Source organism: Pseudomonas sp. MM227, assembly GCF_947090715.1.
Lineage (GTDB): Bacteria > Pseudomonadota > Gammaproteobacteria > Pseudomonadales > Pseudomonadaceae > Aquipseudomonas > Aquipseudomonas baltica.
This window is the reverse complement of the sequence record NZ_OX352319.1, coordinates 3,204,226-3,223,006: the sequence shown is the minus strand read 5'-3', so window position 1 is coordinate 3,223,006 and position 18,781 is coordinate 3,204,226. Positions and strand designations below refer to the sequence as shown.

At 55.0% G+C, this 18,781-nt stretch carries 16 protein-coding genes, 1 tRNA gene and 4 pseudogenes; 10 read left to right on the top strand and 11 right to left on the bottom strand.

Features of this window, described 5'->3' with window-relative positions; genetic code table 11:
* Nucleotides 1-14: 14 nt before the first annotated feature.
* Together ONG87_RS14565 and ONG87_RS14560 are read right to left on the bottom strand one after the other, a co-directional pair.
* Nucleotides 15-986 (bottom strand): magnesium and cobalt transport protein CorA, encoded by a 972-nt coding sequence (locus tag ONG87_RS14565; protein ID WP_192052972.1) that lies wholly within the window; start codon nucleotides 984-986, stop codon nucleotides 15-17.
* Between the two features lie 186 nt (nucleotides 987-1,172).
* The gene (locus ONG87_RS14560) at nucleotides 1,173-1,862 is read right to left on the bottom strand and encodes a crotonase/enoyl-CoA hydratase family protein (protein ID WP_264381523.1); all 690 of its coding nucleotides are present in this window, start codon (nucleotides 1,860-1,862) and stop codon (nucleotides 1,173-1,175) included.
* 213 nt (nucleotides 1,863-2,075) lie between these two features.
* Between ONG87_RS14560 and ONG87_RS14555 the strand changes: the two genes are divergently transcribed.
* Nucleotides 2,076-2,165, top strand: a tRNA-Ser gene (locus ONG87_RS14555).
* 109 nt (nucleotides 2,166-2,274) lie between these two features.
* On the opposite strand, the gene ONG87_RS14550 is transcribed toward ONG87_RS14555, so the two are convergent.
* From ONG87_RS14550 to ONG87_RS14540, 4 genes and pseudogenes are all read right to left on the bottom strand, one after another.
* Nucleotides 2,275-2,478 carry a hypothetical protein gene (locus tag ONG87_RS14550; protein ID WP_122713898.1) on the bottom strand — a complete coding sequence of 68 codons (204 nt, stop codon included), beginning with the start codon at nucleotides 2,476-2,478 and terminating at the stop codon, nucleotides 2,275-2,277.
* Nucleotides 2,479-2,525: 47 nt separating this feature from the next.
* A pseudogene (locus tag ONG87_RS14545) lies at nucleotides 2,526-2,888 on the bottom strand (DDE-type integrase/transposase/recombinase); the annotation flags it as partial.
* A gap of 54 nt (nucleotides 2,889-2,942) precedes the next feature.
* Nucleotides 2,943-3,005: pseudogene (locus tag ONG87_RS21145) on the bottom strand (hypothetical protein); the annotation flags it as partial.
* A 200-nt stretch (nucleotides 3,006-3,205) separates the two neighbouring features.
* The gene (locus tag ONG87_RS14540; protein WP_264381522.1) at nucleotides 3,206-3,778 is read right to left on the bottom strand and encodes a LuxR C-terminal-related transcriptional regulator; all 573 of its coding nucleotides are present in this window, start codon (nucleotides 3,776-3,778) and stop codon (nucleotides 3,206-3,208) included.
* 484 nt (nucleotides 3,779-4,262) lie between these two features.
* Here ONG87_RS14540 and ONG87_RS14535 point away from each other — a divergent pair.
* From ONG87_RS14535 to ONG87_RS14510, 6 genes and pseudogenes are all read left to right on the top strand, one after another.
* Nucleotides 4,263-5,644 (top strand): annotated as a pseudogene (locus ONG87_RS14535) (MFS transporter).
* Nucleotides 5,645-5,783: 139 nt separating this feature from the next.
* Entirely contained in the window at nucleotides 5,784-6,563 is a 780-nt protein-coding gene (locus ONG87_RS14530; RefSeq protein WP_264381521.1) for an SDR family NAD(P)-dependent oxidoreductase, read from the top strand.
* A gap of 84 nt (nucleotides 6,564-6,647) precedes the next feature.
* Nucleotides 6,648-8,048 carry a GntP family permease gene (locus ONG87_RS14525; protein ID WP_264381520.1) on the top strand — a complete coding sequence of 467 codons (1,401 nt, stop codon included), beginning with the start codon at nucleotides 6,648-6,650 and terminating at the stop codon, nucleotides 8,046-8,048.
* Nucleotides 8,049-8,154: 106 nt separating this feature from the next.
* Nucleotides 8,155-8,613, top strand: coding sequence for a cupin domain-containing protein (locus tag ONG87_RS14520; RefSeq protein WP_264381519.1), 459 nt, complete (start codon nucleotides 8,155-8,157; stop codon nucleotides 8,611-8,613).
* Between the two features lie 100 nt (nucleotides 8,614-8,713).
* Nucleotides 8,714-9,010 (top strand): DUF1330 domain-containing protein, encoded by a 297-nt coding sequence (locus ONG87_RS14515; protein WP_264381518.1) that lies wholly within the window; start codon nucleotides 8,714-8,716, stop codon nucleotides 9,008-9,010.
* A gap of 65 nt (nucleotides 9,011-9,075) precedes the next feature.
* Nucleotides 9,076-9,219: pseudogene (locus tag ONG87_RS14510) on the top strand (transposase); the annotation flags it as partial.
* Nucleotides 9,220-9,442: 223 nt separating this feature from the next.
* On the opposite strand, the gene ONG87_RS14505 reads toward ONG87_RS14510, so the two are convergent.
* Nucleotides 9,443-9,814 carry a type II toxin-antitoxin system VapC family toxin gene (locus ONG87_RS14505; protein WP_264381517.1) on the bottom strand — a complete coding sequence of 124 codons (372 nt, stop codon included), beginning with the start codon at nucleotides 9,812-9,814 and terminating at the stop codon, nucleotides 9,443-9,445.
* Nucleotides 9,808-10,035 carry a ribbon-helix-helix protein, CopG family gene (locus tag ONG87_RS14500; RefSeq protein ID WP_192138019.1) on the bottom strand — a complete coding sequence of 76 codons (228 nt, stop codon included), beginning with the start codon at nucleotides 10,033-10,035 and terminating at the stop codon, nucleotides 9,808-9,810. The genes ONG87_RS14505 and ONG87_RS14500 overlap by 7 nt, the downstream gene beginning before the upstream one ends.
* A gap of 176 nt (nucleotides 10,036-10,211) precedes the next feature.
* Between ONG87_RS14500 and ONG87_RS14495 the strand changes: the two genes are divergently transcribed.
* Nucleotides 10,212-10,772, top strand: coding sequence for an MFS transporter (locus ONG87_RS14495; protein WP_264382865.1), 561 nt, complete (start codon nucleotides 10,212-10,214; stop codon nucleotides 10,770-10,772).
* Between the two features lie 158 nt (nucleotides 10,773-10,930).
* Here the strand turns inward: ONG87_RS14495 and ONG87_RS14490 are convergent, their stop codons facing one another.
* The 3 genes from ONG87_RS14490 to prpF form a co-directional block, all read right to left on the bottom strand.
* Entirely contained in the window at nucleotides 10,931-12,574 is a 1,644-nt protein-coding gene (locus ONG87_RS14490) for an acetolactate synthase large subunit (RefSeq protein ID WP_122801094.1), read from the bottom strand.
* A 169-nt stretch (nucleotides 12,575-12,743) separates the two neighbouring features.
* Nucleotides 12,744-13,472, bottom strand: coding sequence for a transporter substrate-binding domain-containing protein (locus ONG87_RS14485; RefSeq protein ID WP_264381516.1), 729 nt, complete (start codon nucleotides 13,470-13,472; stop codon nucleotides 12,744-12,746).
* Nucleotides 13,469-14,641 carry a 2-methylaconitate cis-trans isomerase PrpF gene (gene prpF, locus ONG87_RS14480; protein WP_264382864.1) on the bottom strand — a complete coding sequence of 391 codons (1,173 nt, stop codon included), beginning with the start codon at nucleotides 14,639-14,641 and terminating at the stop codon, nucleotides 13,469-13,471. The genes ONG87_RS14485 and prpF overlap by 4 nt, the downstream gene beginning before the upstream one ends.
* Nucleotides 14,642-14,798: 157 nt before the next feature.
* Between prpF and ONG87_RS14475 the strand changes: the two genes are divergently transcribed.
* Nucleotides 14,799-15,728 carry a GntR family transcriptional regulator gene (locus ONG87_RS14475; RefSeq protein ID WP_264381515.1) on the top strand — a complete coding sequence of 310 codons (930 nt, stop codon included), beginning with the start codon at nucleotides 14,799-14,801 and terminating at the stop codon, nucleotides 15,726-15,728.
* 225 nt (nucleotides 15,729-15,953) lie between these two features.
* A complete protein-coding gene (gene acnA / locus ONG87_RS14470) occupies nucleotides 15,954-18,725 on the top strand; it encodes an aconitate hydratase AcnA (protein ID WP_264381514.1) in 2,772 nt (923 codons plus the stop codon).
* Nucleotides 18,726-18,781 lie beyond the last annotated feature (56 nt).

Below are 18,781 nucleotides of genomic sequence, written 5' to 3'. Positions count from 1 at the left end.
CGGACAGCGCGCGGCTACAGCCAGCCTGCGCGCTTGAAACCGGCGAACAGGCCGGTGCAGCCGGACGCGATGACCCCCAGCACGATGTAGTAGCCGTAGTGCCAGGTCAGCTCCGGCATGTTTTCGAAGTTCATCCCGTAGATACCGGCGACGGCCGTGGGAAAGGCCAGGATCGCTGCCCACGCGGCAAACTTGCGTTGGGTCAGGCTTTGCCGCGACGACTCCAGCAGCAGGCCGATCTCGATGGTCTGCGTGGCGATGTCACTCATGGTCGCCAGGTCTTCCATCTGCCGGTTCACATGAATCTGCACGTCGCGGAAATAGGGGCGCATGTTCTTGTCGATGAACGGGAAGTCCAGCCGCTGCAGCTCTTCACTGATCTCGACCATGGGCGCCACATAGCGGCGCATGCGCAGCAGCTCGCGGCGCAGCCCGTGCAGGTGCTGGATATCGGCTTCGTTGAGCGAGCCACCGAGCACGCGGCGCTCCAGCGATTCGATTTCGCAGTGAATGGTCTCACTGACCGGTTGGTAATTCTCGGTGACGAAATCGAGCAGAGCGTAGAGCACGAAATCTTCGCCGTGATCGAGCAGCAATGGTCGCGCTTCGCAACGCTTGCGCACCGAGGCGTAGGAGGCCGAGTGACCGTTACGGCAAGTGATGATATAGCCGCGTCCGGCGAAGATATGGGTCTCGACGAACTCGACTTTGCGGTCTCGACGGATCGGCGAATAGGTCACGATGAACAGCGCATCGCCGAAGGTTTCGAGCTTGGGTCGACTGTGCACCTCGAGGGCGTCTTCGATGGCCAGCTCATGCAGGTCGAACTGTTTCTGCAGTTGACTCATCTGTTCGGCGTCGGGCTGTTCCAGGCCGATCCATACGAAATGCCCCGGACGCCGCGCCCACTGCGCGCCGTCGTCGAGGCTGATGTCGGTAATCTTCTTGCCCGCGCTGTATACCGCGGCGGCGACCACTCGGCCCATGATGCTCACTTCTTCGATTGGCAGGGCGACCCGGTATGGGCCTGCTGTGGATAGGAGTGTTCCGGCGCGGCGCAGTTCGCGATTCAGTTCATCGATCGCGGATTGCACTGCGCAACGGCCTGCTGACGCCCGCCACAGTGAAGACCCAATGTGGGCAATGGTCCCTATCGCTCGTACTGACGCTTCTTAGAAGCCTTGCTCCTGGTCAATCCGGATGGCTTCGTCCAAGGTCTCCAGGAACGCTTTACGTGCCTTGAGTTTGGTCCTGGCATGGGCCTTCATGTTGAGCTTCTGCAGGCGTTGCGCCGCAGCGAGGGCAGCGGCCTGCAACTGCTCGGGCGGCACCACCTCATCGAGAAAACCGGCCTGCAGCGCCCCGGCAGGGTCGAACATTTCCGCGCCGATCACTGAGCGCTGGAAGGCTGAACGGCGCAGGCGATCCCTGGCCAGCTCGATGCCGGCGTGGTGCATGGTCATGCCGATCTGCACCTCGTTCAGACCGATATGGAACGGGCCTTCCACGCCGATCCGGTAATCGGCCGACAGCAGCAGGAACGCACCCTTGGCCACGGCGTGTCCCGGGCAGGCCACGATGACCGGGAACGGATGGCTCAACAGCCGGCGGGCGAGGGTAGAGCCCTGGGTGACCAGACTGATCGCATTCTCCGGGCTCGAGGTCATGACCTTGAGGTCGTAACCTGCGGAAAGGATGCCGGGTTGACCGGTGATGACCACCACGGCGCGCGCCTCTACGGCCTGATCCAGAGCCTCGTTGAACACCGCGATGACGGCAGGCGAGATGGCGTTCACCTTGCCGTTGTTCAGGGTCAGGGTGACGATGCCGCCCTCGAGTTGGTAATCGATCAGCTCACTCATGCCGGTATTCCTTGTCGTGTTGTGGCGCCGACGTTACCCAGCCTTGCCGGCCGGGTAAAGCGCCTTGACTGACTGGGCGGTCACGCTGACAGGCCCGAGGGAATTCGGCGCTGGGCTTAAGCGCATGAAAAACTTGCAGAAAAGCTTTGCCATCACGAACGCTATCGACTACATTAGCGCGCCTCGACACACCGAACAGGTGTGCCGAGAAACGGTGAAGTGTCCGAGTGGCTGAAGGAGCACGCCTGGAAAGTGTGTATACAGGAAACTGTATCAAGGGTTCGAATCCCTTCTTCACCGCCATACTGTACTCAGAGAGCCCCGCTATGCGGGGCTTTTTGCTTTCCGACGTTTGTTGTTCCCCCATCTGGTCCCCCACTTCATTATCGCGTTTCTTCAAACCTCTTTCCCCTTACAGCACAGTTGAGGAGTGAACCTCCTCGCTGATTTCGGTTGGTGTGGACAGATCGCAGATGAGGCTGTAGAGCAACACGATCAGCATTGCGCCGCAGATCACTGCGAGTGCTAGGTTGATCTTCACCGCTACGACCAGGGTCGCCGAGTAAAGCGTGACTGCAAGCGTGAGCAGCGCACATACGGTTTTGAGTTTGTGCATTCTGGGTCTCTCGTGATTGAGCTGATGCTTAGTTGTAGCTGTAGTGGTCAACTGATCCCGGACACTGAATTGAGTTTTTCCTCAGCGACCGCAGGCGCTAGCCCTTCGTTGAACTGATGCGGTCGCCGCCAGTTGTACCGGTCCATCATGAAACGACCGATTTCTCGTTTAGCCAACGCGGCGCTCATGTAACCCACCGTCGATATCCATTCGCTTTTTAGGCTGCGAAATAGCCGCTCCATCGGCGCGCTATCGTGGCAGTTGCCGCGCCGACTCATGCTCTGTGTGAAGCGGTATCGCCATAGTCTCTGGCGGAAACTCCGGCTGCCGTATTGACTGCCTTGATCGCTGTGAAACAGCACATTTTGAGGCCGGCCACGCGGCTCATAGGCCATGTCCAGCGCTTTTATCACCTCAACTAGCCCGAGCGAACGGGCTGCTCCGGTATGGCTGTAGCCTTGGTCGAGCACCAGGCACGCCGCCTCGCGCTTGAACTCAGGGGTAAAGGTACGACGTTGCTTGGTCATCAGACACCTCTCTGTGGAGAGCATTCTCGCCTAAATGGGTGTCCGGTTTTATTAGACCACTACACACCATGTCTTCGCTTTGCAGGGCTGGGTAGATGACTTGGCCGGACGGTTACGCCCACACGTAGGAACGGTGAGTTTTCTTCGTGCCCGACATGAGCATTTGCACCGGTGAAAACGATACCTGGCGTCCAAAGGCATCATTTGAGAATGATGATCTTGGAAACCAATTCTGCACTGTTTTTGGACTGCAGCTTTTTCATCAACCGCCCTCGATGAACTTCCACCGTGCGGTGTGAGATGTCGAGCTTGCGGGCAATTTCCTTGCAGGTGAGCCCGTTAACGATATGCGCAGAAATTTCTCGTTCTCTAGGTGTGAGATTCACTGATGGACGGAATGCCCGGTTGAGGCGCTCGAAATGCCATACCATCAGTCGAAAAGGGTCGTCAGGCGTCAACGTAAACCCATTAGCCGTTGCCCAGAAAACCTCACCGCTTTGGTGCTGCATGAAGCGCTCGTCCGAGTAGGCTCCATTTTCGGCATGGCGTAGCCAGCTCAAGCTGCGATCACCTATGGTCTTAAAGTCAGCCCGAGAAGGGTAGAGCTTGAGGAGCAATTCGCCCAGCAACTCGTCCCGGTTATAGCCGAATAGATTCTCGAACGCGCTGTTCAGCTCCAGAATCAATCGGTTGCCCGTGATCACTTGGGGGGCAGGAGACACCTGGAAAGCCATGGCCTTGAGGTCTAGTAATTGACGGTTGGGGACATTCATGTGAGCCCTACTCATCCTGACTGCAACTGGCGCAGGATATCATTGAACTACACATCCGCATACGTAGTTGCACGAATAGCGTGTGCTCAGGCGGATGCGTCAGTCTAGAGATGCGTTGGGAAAACGAAGAGGTCTGAGAATGGCTCTAATCAGCACGGGCGACGCCACAGCACCTCTTGAAACCATCCATCAGAGGCTGTGAGGGCGCAGGTGATCAAGGTTGAGTAAAAGGCCTTCGCAGATAGGTAGTGACGAGTACGTCGGCAGATGCATGGGGAGCTCATTTAGCAGTCGCTGTTGGTTCTGATGCAGCGTGCAAGTGACTGAAGGGTTAAGGGTTAACTGACCCATTTTCTGAGGAGTCAAAGTTGACGTGGCGGAAGTGCAGTTGAGCACGGTGTATTTGGACAGCACGACCAAAATCAAATGTGAAGTAGGATGATCCGTTCCAAGCGATCAATACCGATAAAAATAAAATAGGATATTGAATATGTCTGCTAAAAACCGGGTACAAGCTTGGCAGCGAAAACGCGCTTTTTTTGGTGCTACTACTGGCCACTTGATCGAGTGGTATGACTATGGCGTGTATGGTTTTCTCGCAATATATATAGGACAGGCATTCTTCGTTTCTGATAATCCGACTACGAGCCTACTTGCGAGCTTTGCGGCATTCGCGCTGAGCTTCTTTGTTCGTCCACTAGGAGGGCTGTTCTTCGGGCCGTTGGCCGACAGGATCGGTAGGCGCCGTACGCTAATTACGGTATTGATTTTGATGTCAGGTTCAACGTTCTTGATGGGCTTGTTACCGACCTACAGCACAATTGGAATAGCAGCTCCCATACTTTTAATTTTCGTCCGCTGCGTCCAGGGTTTCTCAGCAGGAGGTGAGATAGGCACTATCACCAGTTTTATTTCGGAATACGCAGGACCGGGGAGACGGGGTTTTTCCACCAGTTGGTTGATGGTGACCGCAGTACTGGGACTTGTGCTTGGCGGTGTAGTGGCGAATGGAATGACCTGGTGGCTTGGCTCTGAAATCATGCGGGATTGGGCATGGCGAATCCCGTTCATGCTGGCTGGGCCGATGGGGCTTGTTTCCATGTATATTCGTCTGAAGCTTGAAGATAGCCCGGAATTCATAGCACTTCAAAAGGCTGGTGAGACTTCAAAGGCCCCACTGAAAGAAGTGTGGCAGTTTAAACGGTCTATAACATTGATCTTTTGTATTATCAGTCTTCATAGCTCTATTTTCTACTTGGTGCTTACATTCGCTTCGACATATATGTCACGCAACCTGAAATTTGATAGCGGCACTACACTACTGTACGTTTTTGTTGCCAGCGCGCTGTCAGCCTTCGTAATGCCTTTCGGTGGTATGTTTACAGATAAATACGGGCGCAAACCATTCTTGATGGTCATTGGGGTACTGGCAACTTTAGCGATGTTCTGGTTTTTAAATCTGCTCCTAACGCCACCCCATCAAGCTTTCTACCTGCACTAGTTGCGGTTGCGATACTGTTCGGACTGTATGCGTCATCGACATACGCTACAATGAGTGAGCTACTGCCTACACGCGTACGCTCTACGGGTATTGCTGTGGCTTACAATATCCCGGTAGCAGTATTTGGAGGCAGTGCTCCGCTCATATCTACCTGGCTGATTCAGCAAACCGCCGATATCACATCTCCATGGTATTTCTATGTTGGTACCGGAGTCATTTCCCTTTTAGCGCTAATTGCGCTTAAAAAAGAAGATTTTGTGGGGGCTAGTTCAGGGGGGAGGGAGCATAACAATGTTGGAGTGGGATCGCATTTTGCTGTATCTCATGTGGACGACAGCCAAGGTTTTGCGATCGATAAAGAATGAATGGTGAATGCATGTCTCAGGGGCATGCTTCTCAGAGTTTCTGTCTCTCAAAATAGCTCGCCACTGCGTGAGGTTTTGAGAGGTGAACGACCAGATAGTCAGCGTGCTTTAGTAAACTTCGTGAAGGGTAGGAGAACGTATGAATCGTTTCAACAACAAAACAGCCTTCGTATCTGGTGGAGGTTCTGGCATCGGAGAAGCGGTTGCTATTGAACTTGCTGCCAAGGGCGCAAAAGTGGCAGTCGCTGATATTAATTTTGAAAATGCGACCAAGGTGGCCTGCGAGATTAACGAAAAGGGTGGGCATGCTAGGGCTGTGAGAGTGGATGTAACAAATTTCGAATCTGTAGAAGGTGCATTCGTGGATGCTGAACAATGGTATGGCGGCAGTACTGAAATCTTGGTTAATAGCGCCGGTATCATGGGTGTTCACTCATTCATCGATTACCCTGCGGATCTTTTCGCTAAGGTTATGGCGATAAACGTAACAGGATCGTTCTTGTGCTCCCAGCGCGCAGCAAAAAGCATGGTAGTAGCTAGGAACGGTCGAATTATCAACGTAGCCTCGGTGAGCGCGGAACGCGCTGGAATAGGCCGTGCGGCATATGGCACCTCCAAAGCGGCATTGGTTGGTCTTACTCGTCAGATTGCGATGGAGCTTGGGAGCTTTGGGGTTACAGCCAATGCAATAGCCCCCGGTCCGGTTGTAACTCCGATGACAGCGGCAAGCTATAACCCAGATACCATCGATGCATACACATCGATGATTCCTGCACGCAGGCTCGGGCTGCTTGAAGACATGACTGCCGCCGTCGTCTTCCTAGCTTCGGATGAGGCTGCCTACATCAATGGTGTTCTGCTACCAGTGGATGGAGGATATCTAGCAAGCGGCGTCGCGAAAACAGGGAAACTTAGCTGAATGCTTTTTAGCCATGATCAACAGGTACGACGGCTAACTCAGTGGATTTAGGCGTCAGACAATAAAATAACAATGAGATAATTTATGTCCGTTTTAATTGCCTTGGCAGCGTTAGCGTTCCTGATGGTTATGGCCTATAGGGGGTACAGTGTAATATTCATTGCCCCCATTGCAGCAATGGGGGCAGTGCTTCTGATAGACCCTTCATCGGTTGCACCGGTATTTACCGGAGTTTTCATGGAAAAAATGGGGACTTTTCTGAAGCTCTATCTTCCGGTGTTTTTGCTTGGTGCGGTGTTTGGGAAGGTTATTGAGGTTTCTGGGTTCTCGGCGGCGATCGTTGCTGCAGTAGTAAGCAACTTCGGAAAATCAAAAGCTAATCTTATCATTGTGATCGCATGTGCCTTGCTGACATACGGAGGTGTATCCGTATTTGTGGTTGTGTTTGCAGTTTATCCATTTGCGGCCGAACTTTACCGCCAGAGTAATATACCAAAGCGTCTGATGCCAGGGGCGTTGGCGCTTGGGTCGTTCTCTTTCACAATGGATGCCTTACCTGGCACACCACAGATTCAAAATATAATTCCAACTACGTTTTTCAATACTACATCTTGGGCAGCTCCTTTGTTGGGGACCGTGGGATCGGTTTTCATTTTGATCGTCGGGTTATGGTATCTAGAACGGCGACGCAAAGCTGCAATGGCGTCAGGTGAAGGCTACGGTGTCGACAGCGTCAATGAACCAGAAAGCCCCAATACCTTGCGATTGCCGAATCCCCTGTTTGCCCTAGCAGCGCTAGTGCTGGTCGGTGTAGTGAATTATCTGCTGACGCACTACATCCCGATCTGGTTCGGTGCTTCATATAACGTAGGCCAAGATGTGTTTCCCGGCGTGGCATCTGCCATCACTGGAAAAACCTCCGGTACAGCGGCGATTTGGGCAGTACAAGGGGCGCTGGTTTGTGGAATCCTTTTCGTAACGATTTGTGCATTTCGGGAAGTAAAAGAGCGGTTCGCATCTAGTACTAAGCAAGCGGTATCAGGCGCTTCTCTAGCTGCAATGAATACCGCTTCTGAATATGGCTTTGGAAGTGTAATTTCCATTCTTCCTGGGTTTTTGGTAGTAAGCAGCGCGTTGCAATACCTGCCAGATCCATTGATAAAAGCCGCTGTATCCGTCAGCACACTCGCTGGGATCACAGGATCGGCTTCGGGCGGGCTCAGCATTGCTCTTGCTGCGATGGGTGATCAACTAGCTACAGCTGCCAATGCTGCAGCAATTCCATTAGAGGTTATGCATCGAATTGTATCTATGGCGAGCGGTGGTATGGACACTCTGCCCCATAACGGCGCAGTCATTACACTTCTTGCAGTTACGGGCCTTACGCATAGGCAGTCTTATCGCGAAATATTCGGCATCACAGTGATCAAATCATTAGCAGTCCTGTTTGTTATTGGGGCTTATTACATGACGGGGCTGGTTTGAAACCGGTCGCTTGCATTCTTGAGGTTTACAACCGCGACGCTCTTGAAGTGGCCGGCTGCAATACACACAAGTAGAATTTTGATTATATCTGAAAAGGAATAAAACTATGAAATCAGTACAAGAATTATCGCATGAGCATGAAATTCCTGAGTCGGTTGTGGCACTGTTGGACAAGCTGACCTACGCCACTCCCGAGAATGCGCCATTTGTTCCAGGGCGTCGTTCCTTTTTTAAATACCGTGATCTGGGGCTAACTGACGCCACTGATGGTATCGCCCGCGCGCAGGTGACCTGTGCTACCGATGTGATGGAGCAAACAGGGTGGCACTACCATATATGTGATGTGCATTTCATTTATGCGCTTCGCGGATGGATTGAGCTTCAGTTCGAAGACGGAAGGGTCGTTCGCGTTGAGACTGGCCAATCACTTTTCATTCCGCCAGGGCTTAAGCACAATGAGACTGCAATTTCATCTGATCTAGAGCTCTTTGAAATGTCGATTCCAGCGAAGATGACCACTGTAGCCTGTGATCCGCCTGAACATCTGCCGAAAGCGACTTTTTAAAGCGCTTTAAGCCTCAAGTGGAGGAACTGCCTTCACTTGGGGACGTTTCATTAATGTTTGTGAAAATATGTGTTTTTTTGATTAGTTGTAGGAGCACACGATGCAAAAGAAAGGTTACCTTTATGCTGAATTGACCGTGACTGACCCGGAGCTATTTTATAACGAGTATATGTCCAGAGTGTCTCCGGTTTTGGAAAGATTTGGTGCAGTTTTTTTGGTGGGGACTAACGATGTTGAAGTGATCGAAGGCGGTCGCCAAGTTCCTCGCGTCATCTTCTTGGAATTCCCTTCGTTAGCGATCGCACGGGAATTCTACTTCTCAGCCGAATATCAGGAAATTATAACATTTCGATTCAACTCTTCATCAGCGCATCTTTATCTATTGCCGGGCCTTTGACTGTAGTGGTTTGATAAAACCGAACACCCATCTAGGCGAGAATACTCGCCATTGAGAGGTGTCCGATAACCATGCAATGACGTACCTTTACCTTCGAATTCAAACGTGAGGCCGCCAGCCTGGTGCTCGACCAAGGCTACAGTCACATTGATACAGCCTGGTCACTCGGGTTGGTGGAGTCAGCATGGCGTCGGTGGGTCATCCGACTCAATTAGGGAATAGACGCATTCATTTCTGATCTCTCACGTTAAGGAAAACCTTTATTCATGACGTTAGGCGCATGAGCAGAGCCTTCGACCAATTACTGGTGATAAAATACGTTATCACCAGTAACAGACTGTTTTCAGGTAAGGTGGACGGATAGGCGTCAGAACATGCAGGTGATGACCTGATCGCGGCGAGGGTCTGCACGGGGCTGCATTCCCAAGACGCTTACAGGTGGTACGGCACACGCACGTCCAGCTCGGTCTCGGGGAAATCCTTGGTGTTGCGTGTCACCAAAACGGCGCCTGCCAGGCGCGAGCTTGCCCAAATGATCGCGTCGGGCAATTCGATGCGGCGCTGCTGGCGCAGCAAGACAGCCTCATGGGCGATATCGAGCGACACCGGTACCACTTCGAATTGCTGTCCCATCCAATGGCGCAGGGTGTCGGCCTCCTTGGCATCACCTGCACCCCCTAAAACCTCCATGTACGTGATCAAGCTGATCATGGGTCTGTGTGCAGCGTGGATAACCTGCTCGGCCAAGGGTCTACCAGATAGGTGGTCGATCAGAATATTGGTATCAAACAGAGACCTCACCATTCGTTGCGCAGCTCCTGCTCATAAGCCAGGCCGTCCACGGCGCGATCCCTCCACAGCCCGAAAACGTCCGGGGCGGGGTGCTTCAACTCCTCATTCTTGACCGCAACGAAGGTGGCCACCGCTTCCCGGATCAGGGCTGCGCGCGACGTGTCCAAGGCCGATGCCAGTTGGTTAAGGTCTTCAAGTTGCTTGGGGGTGAGGTCGGCAAGAATCCGGCTCATTGGGTAATCTCCCGTGGTTGATATCAGTAGTGTATATCAGCCACGGGAAAGCGGTTGGCTCCGCTGGTCACTTTGCCGAGGGTGGTGCTACACATCCACCGGTGGGGGCCATTGATCCCGGACACTGTGTTGCGTCTTCCCTCAGCAGCGCAAGACGCTAAGGTCTTATTGAATTGATGCGGTCTCCGCCATGCGTACCGTTCCTTCAGTATGGTATTTCGCGCATCCTGCTCGGTGCCGCTGAAGCGGGTTTCTTTCCAGGCGTCCTGCTTTACCTCACTACCTGGTTCCCCAAAGCGTACATGGCACGAATCGTAGCCGTGTTCATGGTCGCAGTACCGCTGTCCAATTTCATCGGATCGCCGCTGTCGGTTCTGTTGCTGAAAATGGATGGCATCTGGGACTACCGTGGGTGGCAGTGGTTACTCATGCTCGAAGCGCTGCCTGCTGTGATCATGGGTATTGCCACGCTGTTTTTTCTCCCCAGCAAACCGTCTGAAGCTCGCCGGCTCACCGATGACGAAAAAAACTGGCTGTCAGGCCGTCTTGAAGATGAGCAAAAAGAGCGCGAGCAAAGCGAGAACAACAAGCCACACAAACACGGTGCGAGCAAGATTTGGGCAGCCATGAGCAACAAGTGGGTGCTGCTGCTCGCCGTGATCTATATGAGCATCTCGGCCACCAGCAATACCGTGTCGCTCTGGATGCCTCAGATTCTCGATGTTCTACATCGGTAGCCAGAACGCAAAGTCCCAGAAGCTTGCCCAAGCCTCTAGATAAAAAGCATGCGCAAAAAAAGCCCGGGTGCTGTGCTCAGCTACCCGGGCTTTTTGCTGCGTGGCAGTGGTATTCACCCACGAGCTTTTTGATGCTCCCGCGGATGAACCGCTAACGTCTAAACCGCCAGAGCGCGCTCACGCAGCTCGTAGTTCAGGATACGGTCGTTATCGCTGTAGTCGATGGGGCAATCGATCACGTGCACGCCTGGGGTCTTGATGCAGTGCTCCAGAAGCGGCAGAAAACCTGCGGCGCTTTCCACACGATGACCATTGGCCCCGTAAGCCTCGGCATATTTGACGAAGTCCGGGTTGCCGTAGTCCAGGCCATAGTCGGCGAAGCCCATGTTGGCCTGCTTCCAGCGGATCATGCCGTAACCATCGTCACGCAGGATCACCACAGTGATGTGCATGCCCAGACGGACTGCGGTTTCCAGCTCCTGGCTGTTCATCATGAAGCCACCATCACCACATACCGAGACCACCGAACGGTCCGGGTGTACCAAGTGTGCAGCCATGGCCGAGGGCAGGCCCGCTCCCATGGTCGCCAAGGCGTTGTCGAGCAGAACAGTGTTGGGCTTGTGCGCCTTGTAGTTGCGCGCGAACCAGATCTTGTAGATCCCGTTATCGAGCGCAACGATGCCTTCGGAGGGCAGGGCGCGACGAACGTCTGCCACCAGACGTTGTGGGTAGACCGGGAAACGGTCGTCGTCGGCACCCTCGACGATCTGCGCTTCATTGGCTTCGCGTATGGCCAGCAGGCGGGTGAAGTCCCAGTGGCTGACGTCGGTCAGGGCTTCGCCGATCTGCCAGACGGCATTGGCGATATCGCCAATGACTTCGATCTGCGGGAAGTACACAGCGTCGACTTCGGCGGAGCGGAAGTTGATGTGAATCACTTCGGTGCCGCCTCGGACCATGAAGAACGGCGGCTTCTCGATGACGTCGTGGCCGATGTTGATGATCAGGTCGGCAGCCTCGACGGCGCGGTGCACGAAGTCGCCGGACGACAGTGCAGCATTGCCGAGGAAACGTGGGTGACGCTCGTCGACAACGCCTTTGCCCATTTGCGTGGTGATGAACGGAATACCCGTCTGGTCGATCAGCTGCTTGAGAACCTTGGCGGTCATTTTGCGATTCGCGCCGGCGCCTATCACCAGGATCGGGCTGCGCGCGGTATTGAGCTTCGCGACTGCAGCTTCGACGGCCTTGTGCTCGGCCAGTGGGCGACGTGCGAGGCTCGGCGGGATAGGCAGGCTGTCGGTCTGCTCAGCCGCGATGTCTTCCGGCAGTTCCAGATGCACGGCACCAGGCTTCTCTTCTTCGGCAAGGCGGAAAGCCTCACGCATGCGCGCCGGAACGTTGTCCGCCGAGGCAAATTGGTGAGTGTATTTGGTGATAGGGCTCATCATTTGGCAGACATCGATTATCTGGAACCGACCTTGCTTGGACTTCTTGATCGGCTTTTGGCCTGTGATCATGAGCATTGGCATGCCGCCCAGATAAGCGTAGGCGCCGGCGGTCACGAGGTTGGTTGCACCTGGTCCAAGGGTAGAGAGGCTAACCCCGGTCTTGCCTGTCAGGCGGCCATAGGTCGCCGCCATGAAACCGGCAGACTGTTCGTGGCGGGTCAATATCAACTTGATGGGTGATTTGCGCAGGGACTCGAGGAGGTCCAGGTTTTCTTCGCCGGGAATACCGAAAACGTATTCAACGCCTTCGTTCTCCAGACATTGCACGACGACATCTGCGGCCTTGGCCATTGGGTTTGAACCTCTTGGGGGGAGTAGAGAGAAACGCCTGTCGCAGCCAGTCAGCCCTGCCCAGTGGAGCCTGCCAGCTCCATTACAAGCGCCGGGTTGATTATGGGCTACCGATTGCCGTTATGGCGATGCAGAGCTACGGCGCTGTGGAACACAGCGGCTTGCTTTGTCAGGGAACAGTGACGCCAGTAATGGAATGACGTGAAAGTGCCTGATGGATAAAGCCTTCGGCAATCAGGCCCCTGATGAAATCGTCGAGCCAAATGGATGCTTGCTGCCCTCGCGCCTTGGGCACGCCCATGGCTTGCCGGATCTGCATGAAAGGCTCTTCTATCAGCCTGAGCCCAGGCTTCGTACTGCGGTCGGCCTCCAATTGCTGGCGAACGCCTGCAGCAATCTCTAGATTCTGCTCAATGAAGGTATTGACCACAGCCGGTGAAGACGGGGCGCGAACCAGCGTCGCATGCTGTATTTCACGAGTCAGGAACAGGTCATACGCGCTACCTTCACCCACTGCGATGCGATTGCCAGCCACATCGATATCGCCCAGTGCGTATGCCGGGAAGTGCTCGCGCACCAAGTAGCAGCCTTCGATGATGACATAGGGAGAGGTGAATGCGATCTGAGCACCTCTCACAGGATCAATGGCGAAAAAGCCAACATCAGCCTCGCCGTTCTCGACGGCCTTGACTGCGAACCCTGCTGTGTCGACCGTTACCAAATGCAGACGCAGGTTCAAGGCCTGAGCCAGGCGCCGAGCGATATCGACAGAAACTCCCCGGGGCTCATCGCCCGATACCGGACGATGAGCCAGAATAGGGTTTCCATAGTTGATCACCACCCGTAGCTCTTCCGTGACGGCAAAGGCCTGACGCAACTCGGAGCTGATCGCTTTCATATCGATAAGGTGTCCGAGGGAACCAGAACACTGCCTTCCATGAGACGGCGTGCAGAACGGCTCATGACCGCCTTTGAAACTACCCACGTGCCTTCGGTCTGCCTCGCTTCTGCCCCTACGGCCAGGCTTCCGGACGGATGCCCGAAGCGAATCTGGCGGCCCGCGGAATCTGGCACCAGACGGTTGATTACCGTGCCAGGAATGACGGCCGCAACAGCGATTGCAACAGCGCCGGTTCCAGTCATCGCGTGATGCAGCTTGCCCATGGAAAAAATTCGCGCATTGAGATCGAGCGTTGCCGGATCGACAACCTTGCCATCAGACGCCGTGTAACCTTCTGGTGCCGCAACGAAAGCCAATTTCGGGGTATGGGGGCGTAACTGTGTCGCTTGCTCGGGGGACTCTGCCAAGCCCATTTTCACAGCTGCGTGAGCGCGGATCGCCTCGGCTTTGGCCAGCAATTCGGGATTGCTGTTGAGGTCTTTCTGCAGCTCGTTGCCTTTTAGGCCCAGAACATCCGCATGTACGAAAATGGCTGGGTTCCCGGCATTGATCATGGTGAGCTCGACGTTACCGACGCCCGGTACAGAGAGAGTGTCCAACGCATTTCCTGTAGGAAACATGCCACTAGCGCCTTCTTCGTCGGCATCGCCACTGGGGTCGAGGAATTCGATTTTTATCTCCGCTGCCGGAAAGGTCACGCCATCCAGTTCGAAGTCACCTTCTTCGACGACCTGTCCGTCACGCATCGGGACGTAGGCAACGATCTTCGCATTGATATTGGCTTGCCAGATTCGGACGACCGCGATGCCATTTGCCGGCGCGTCCACAAGACCTTGTGCGATCGCGAAGGGGCCTACGGCAGACGTCAGGTTACCGCAGTTGCCGGACCAGTCGACCATCGGCCGATCTATCGCGACCTGACCAAAGCGATAGTCCACGTCACAGTCAGGCTCTTTGGATTTACCGACGAGTACGACTTTGCTGGTACTGGAGGTCGCTCCGCCCATGCCATCGATCTGTTGACCATAAGGGTCCGGGCTGCCAATCACGCGCAGTAAAATGCGATCTCGGATCCCTGGATCGTCTGGCAACCAATCCGTGCGGAAGAAGACCCCCTTGCTGGTGCCGCCTCGCATGTAAACGGCTTTGAAGGACTGTTGCGGCATGAGCACCTCAGGGAACTGTAATAGGTTTATGCGTTTATTCGACAACAAACGCAAAAATACCGCAAGTGGAAATTTTCCCAGCAGTTGCGCTTCATCCCCGAATCGCTCTGCGGCGTGTATATTCGCCACTCCGCCAGGCCTATTAAGCTCATAAGACATGACCCAGGATCTGACCAAAAGCCAGCGCAAGGCGTTGCGCGAGATCATCAGCTACGTTCGACGAGAGCGCTTGCCCAAGGGCACGCATCTACCTGAGTGGACGTTAGCCAAACTGATAGGGACGTCTCGCTCACCCGTCAAGGTGGCATTGGAGTGTCTGGTGAGCGCCGGACTGATGCGGTTCGACAAAAACCGGGGCTATCACGTGCATGGGGACGTCGACACGCTGCCACCAGAGTTGCAGGCTCATTTTCAGGAAATCGACGATCCGCTTTACCTGCGCTTGGCAGACGCGCGTTTTGATCGTTTGGTAGCTGACTCTGTAACGGAGGCTGATCTCACCCGCCTGCTGAACGTGTCGAGAAGCGAGATTGGCAAAGTGCTTTCGCGAGCACAAAGCGAAGGTTGGGTTGAAAAGGAAGTCGGTTACGGCTGGCGTTTTCTTCCGATGATTGACTCGCTGGAAGCCTATGAGGACATGTACTCGCTGCGACTGGCAATTGAGCCGGCCGGCATTTTGAATAGCAAGTTCAGGCCTGATTTGGCGCAGTTGCGCCTGCTGCGCGAAGAGCAGCAGGCGATTCTGGACGGCGGCTACCTGACCATGACCGCCATCGAGCGGTTCGAGTCCAATGCCCGCTTTCATGAAACGATAGCCGAATGGTCAGGCAACCGATTCGCGCTCCAGACGCTTCGTCGGCTCGACCAGGTACGCCGCTTGGCCGAATACCGCCAGACCCAGCTGGATCTGCCGCGCCAGGCGCTCGCTGTAGAGCATCTACAGATTCTGGATGCCATCGAAGCGGGTGATAACCTCGGCGCCGCCAGCTACATGCGGCAGCATATCGAAGGTGCTTGGCGCAAGAAGGCGGTTTCCGCCGTATTCCAATCCACTGCAAAGGTGCAATCGGTGCCGGACACGATCTGACCCTGGCCTACTATCGTCCGTCTAGCAAAGCCACCGTATAGGTGGCTTTTTTATGGGATGGGTATTTTGTTGCGTTTATTGATTGACAAGCGCAATCCGGCGGACCTAGTCTGACTGCACATTCGGCAGACAATAAACAATGTCCAGTTTTCATGGACTCGACGCTGCCGGACGAACGACTCCAGTTTCAACCGTGTACCTGATGAGTTGCCTAGAGAGAGCCACATGACCGACGCCAACAAGCTTTCAACAACAAGTCTGCGGTCGTTCAAGACGTCCGATGGCCGTGAACACCAATATTATTCACTGCCTGCGCTGCAGGCGACGGCCTATCCGAACTTGTGCCGTCTTCCTGTAGTGATTCGGATCCTGTTGGAGTCGGTACTGCGCAACTGCGATGGCAGCAAGGTGCTCCAGTCTCACGTCGAGGATCTCGCAGGCTGGCAGCCACAGGGCAGTCGGGAGCGTGAAATCCCGTTTGTAGTGGGGCGTGTCCTTCTTCAGGACTTCACCGGTATCCCGTTATTGACCGACCTGGCTGCCATGCGCAGCCAGGCGAAAAAGCGGGGTGGTGACCCCAAAGCTATTGAGCCACTGGTACCCGTTCACCTCGTTGTCGATCATTCGGTGCAGACAGAGTTTTCCAATGTGCCCGGCGCGCTTCGCAAGAACATGGAGGTCGAATTCCAGCGTAACCGTGAACGCTATGAACTGATGAAGTGGGGCATGCAAGCGTTCGAAACATTCAAGGTCATTCCTCCAGGCATCGGTATCTGTCACCAGATCAATTTGGAGTATCTGGCTCAAGGTGTCATCGAGAAGAACTCGCTTGTGTATCCCGATACGCTCGTGGGCACTGATAGCCATACGACGATGATCAATGGCATTGGCGTGCTGGGCTGGGGCGTGGGGGGTATCGAGGCCGAAGCTGGCATGCTGGGACAGCCTGTGTACATGTTGATGCCGGATGTGGTCGGGGTTGAACTCAGCGGCAGTCTGCGTGCTGGAGTCACCGCCACAGATGCTGTGCTGCAGATAACTCAGACGCTGCGTGCTGCCAAGGTGGTAGGCAAGCTGGTCGAGTTCTTTGGTGAGGGGGCAAGCTCCCTCAGCGCGACCGACCGCGCAACGATTGCCAACATGGCGCCCGAATACGGCGCAACGACGGGTTTCTTCCCGGTCGACGACAAGACGCTCGACTACTACAGCCAGACTGGGCGTAGTGCCGAGCACATCGAGCTGATTCGCAAGTACTTCGAAGCCCAGCACATGTTCGGTACACCTGCTGTTGGCAGTGTTGATTACTCGACAGTGATCACGATTGATCTCGACCAGATCGTTCCGTGCGTATCTGGCCCCAAGCGTCCTCAGGATCGCGTTGACCTTACGGGCCTCGGGCGTCGGTTCGATGAAGTCATGGTTCAGGATGCCAAGAGCGGTGGCTATGCCAAGAGCAAGGACCAGCTTGAGCAGTTGTACCCAGTCACTGCCCAGCCTGCCGGCGCGGTTGGCCCGCAACAGACTTACGAAGTAGGGCACGGTCATGTGCTGGTCGCAGCGATCACTTCGTGCACCAACACCTCGAATCCCGAGCTCTTGATCGCCGCTGGCTTGCTGGCCAAAAAAGCGGTCGAGAAGGGCCTGGTCGCCAAGCCGTGGGTGAAGACGCTTTTCACACCGGGTTCGCGCGTCGTGACCGCGTACCTGCAGGATGCCGGCCTGACCCAGCCCCTGAGCCAGCTTGGCTTCGACATCGCAGCGTATGGCTGCGGTGCCTGTGTCGGCAATATCGGCCCGCTTGATCCTGCCTTGGAAAAGGTGGTGGTTGGCGAGGACTTGGTATGCAGCGCAGTGCTGTCGGGCAATCGAAATTTCGAAGCCCGTATTCACGGCAACCTGCGGGCAAACTTCCTTGCCAGCCCACCTTTGGTGGTTGCATTTGCGTTGGCAGGCTCCACGCGCTGTGACCTGACCACTGAACCGTTGGGCTATGATCGCGATGGGAAGCCAGTACTGCTGGCCGATCTCTGGCCAAGCAATGATGAAATCAAAGCGCTGAGCGTGAAGGCTGCAAACGCTGAACTGTACAAGAACCTCTATGCTGATTTGACCAAGGATCACGACCTGTGGAACTCAATCAAGACCAGCGAGGGGGAGGTGTACGATTGGCCTCAATCAACCTACGCCGCCGAGCCCGATTTCTTCGACACCACTCAAGCGGCTCGTCCCATCCTTGGCGCGCGTGCGCTGGCCATCCTGGGCGACTCCATCACCACAGACCACATCAGCCCGGCCGGCTCGATCACTCCTGATTCGAGTGCTGGAAAATGGCTCGCCGAACACGGTGTAGAGCGCAAGGACTTCAACACCTATGGTGCTCGCCGTGGTCACTTCGAGGTCATGGTACGTGGCACGTTTGCCAACGTTCGCCTGAAGAACCTGATGCTTGCGACGAAGGCAGATGGATCGGCAGACGAAGGTCCCTACACGTTACTTCAGCCTTCAGGTATTCGGACAACCTTGTTCGATGCGTCGCGCAGCTACATCGCTGCTCAAACGCCAACATTGATCTTTGCCGGCGAGGAGTACGGGTCGGGCTCCAGTAGAGACTGGGCGGCGAAGGGTACACGCTTGCTGGGCGTACGGGCTGTCATTGCCAAAAGCTTCGAGCGTATTCACCGCAGTAACCTGGCTGGACTTGGCGTACTTCCATTGCAATTCAAAGGCGCTGACGATGTGAGGTCCCTCGCGCTGGATGGCACGGAAACCTTCGACCTTCTCGGTGTGGAAAGCGGCGTAACGCCTACTCAAGATGTCACGCTTCGGATCACCCGCCAGAACGGCAGCCAGCAAGACGTGACGCTATTGGCCCGTATCGATACAGCGATAGAAGCGACCTATTTCGCCAATGGAGGCATTCTGCCTTTCGTATTGGCGGGCCTGCTGTCCTCCGCGAACGGGCAGTTGGTTGAAAAGACAACCGCAACGCAAGCTTGATCGCCTTCGGGCGTCGATTGGCTCGGCATTGATTTTTGTTCCGTACGTTTGAACCA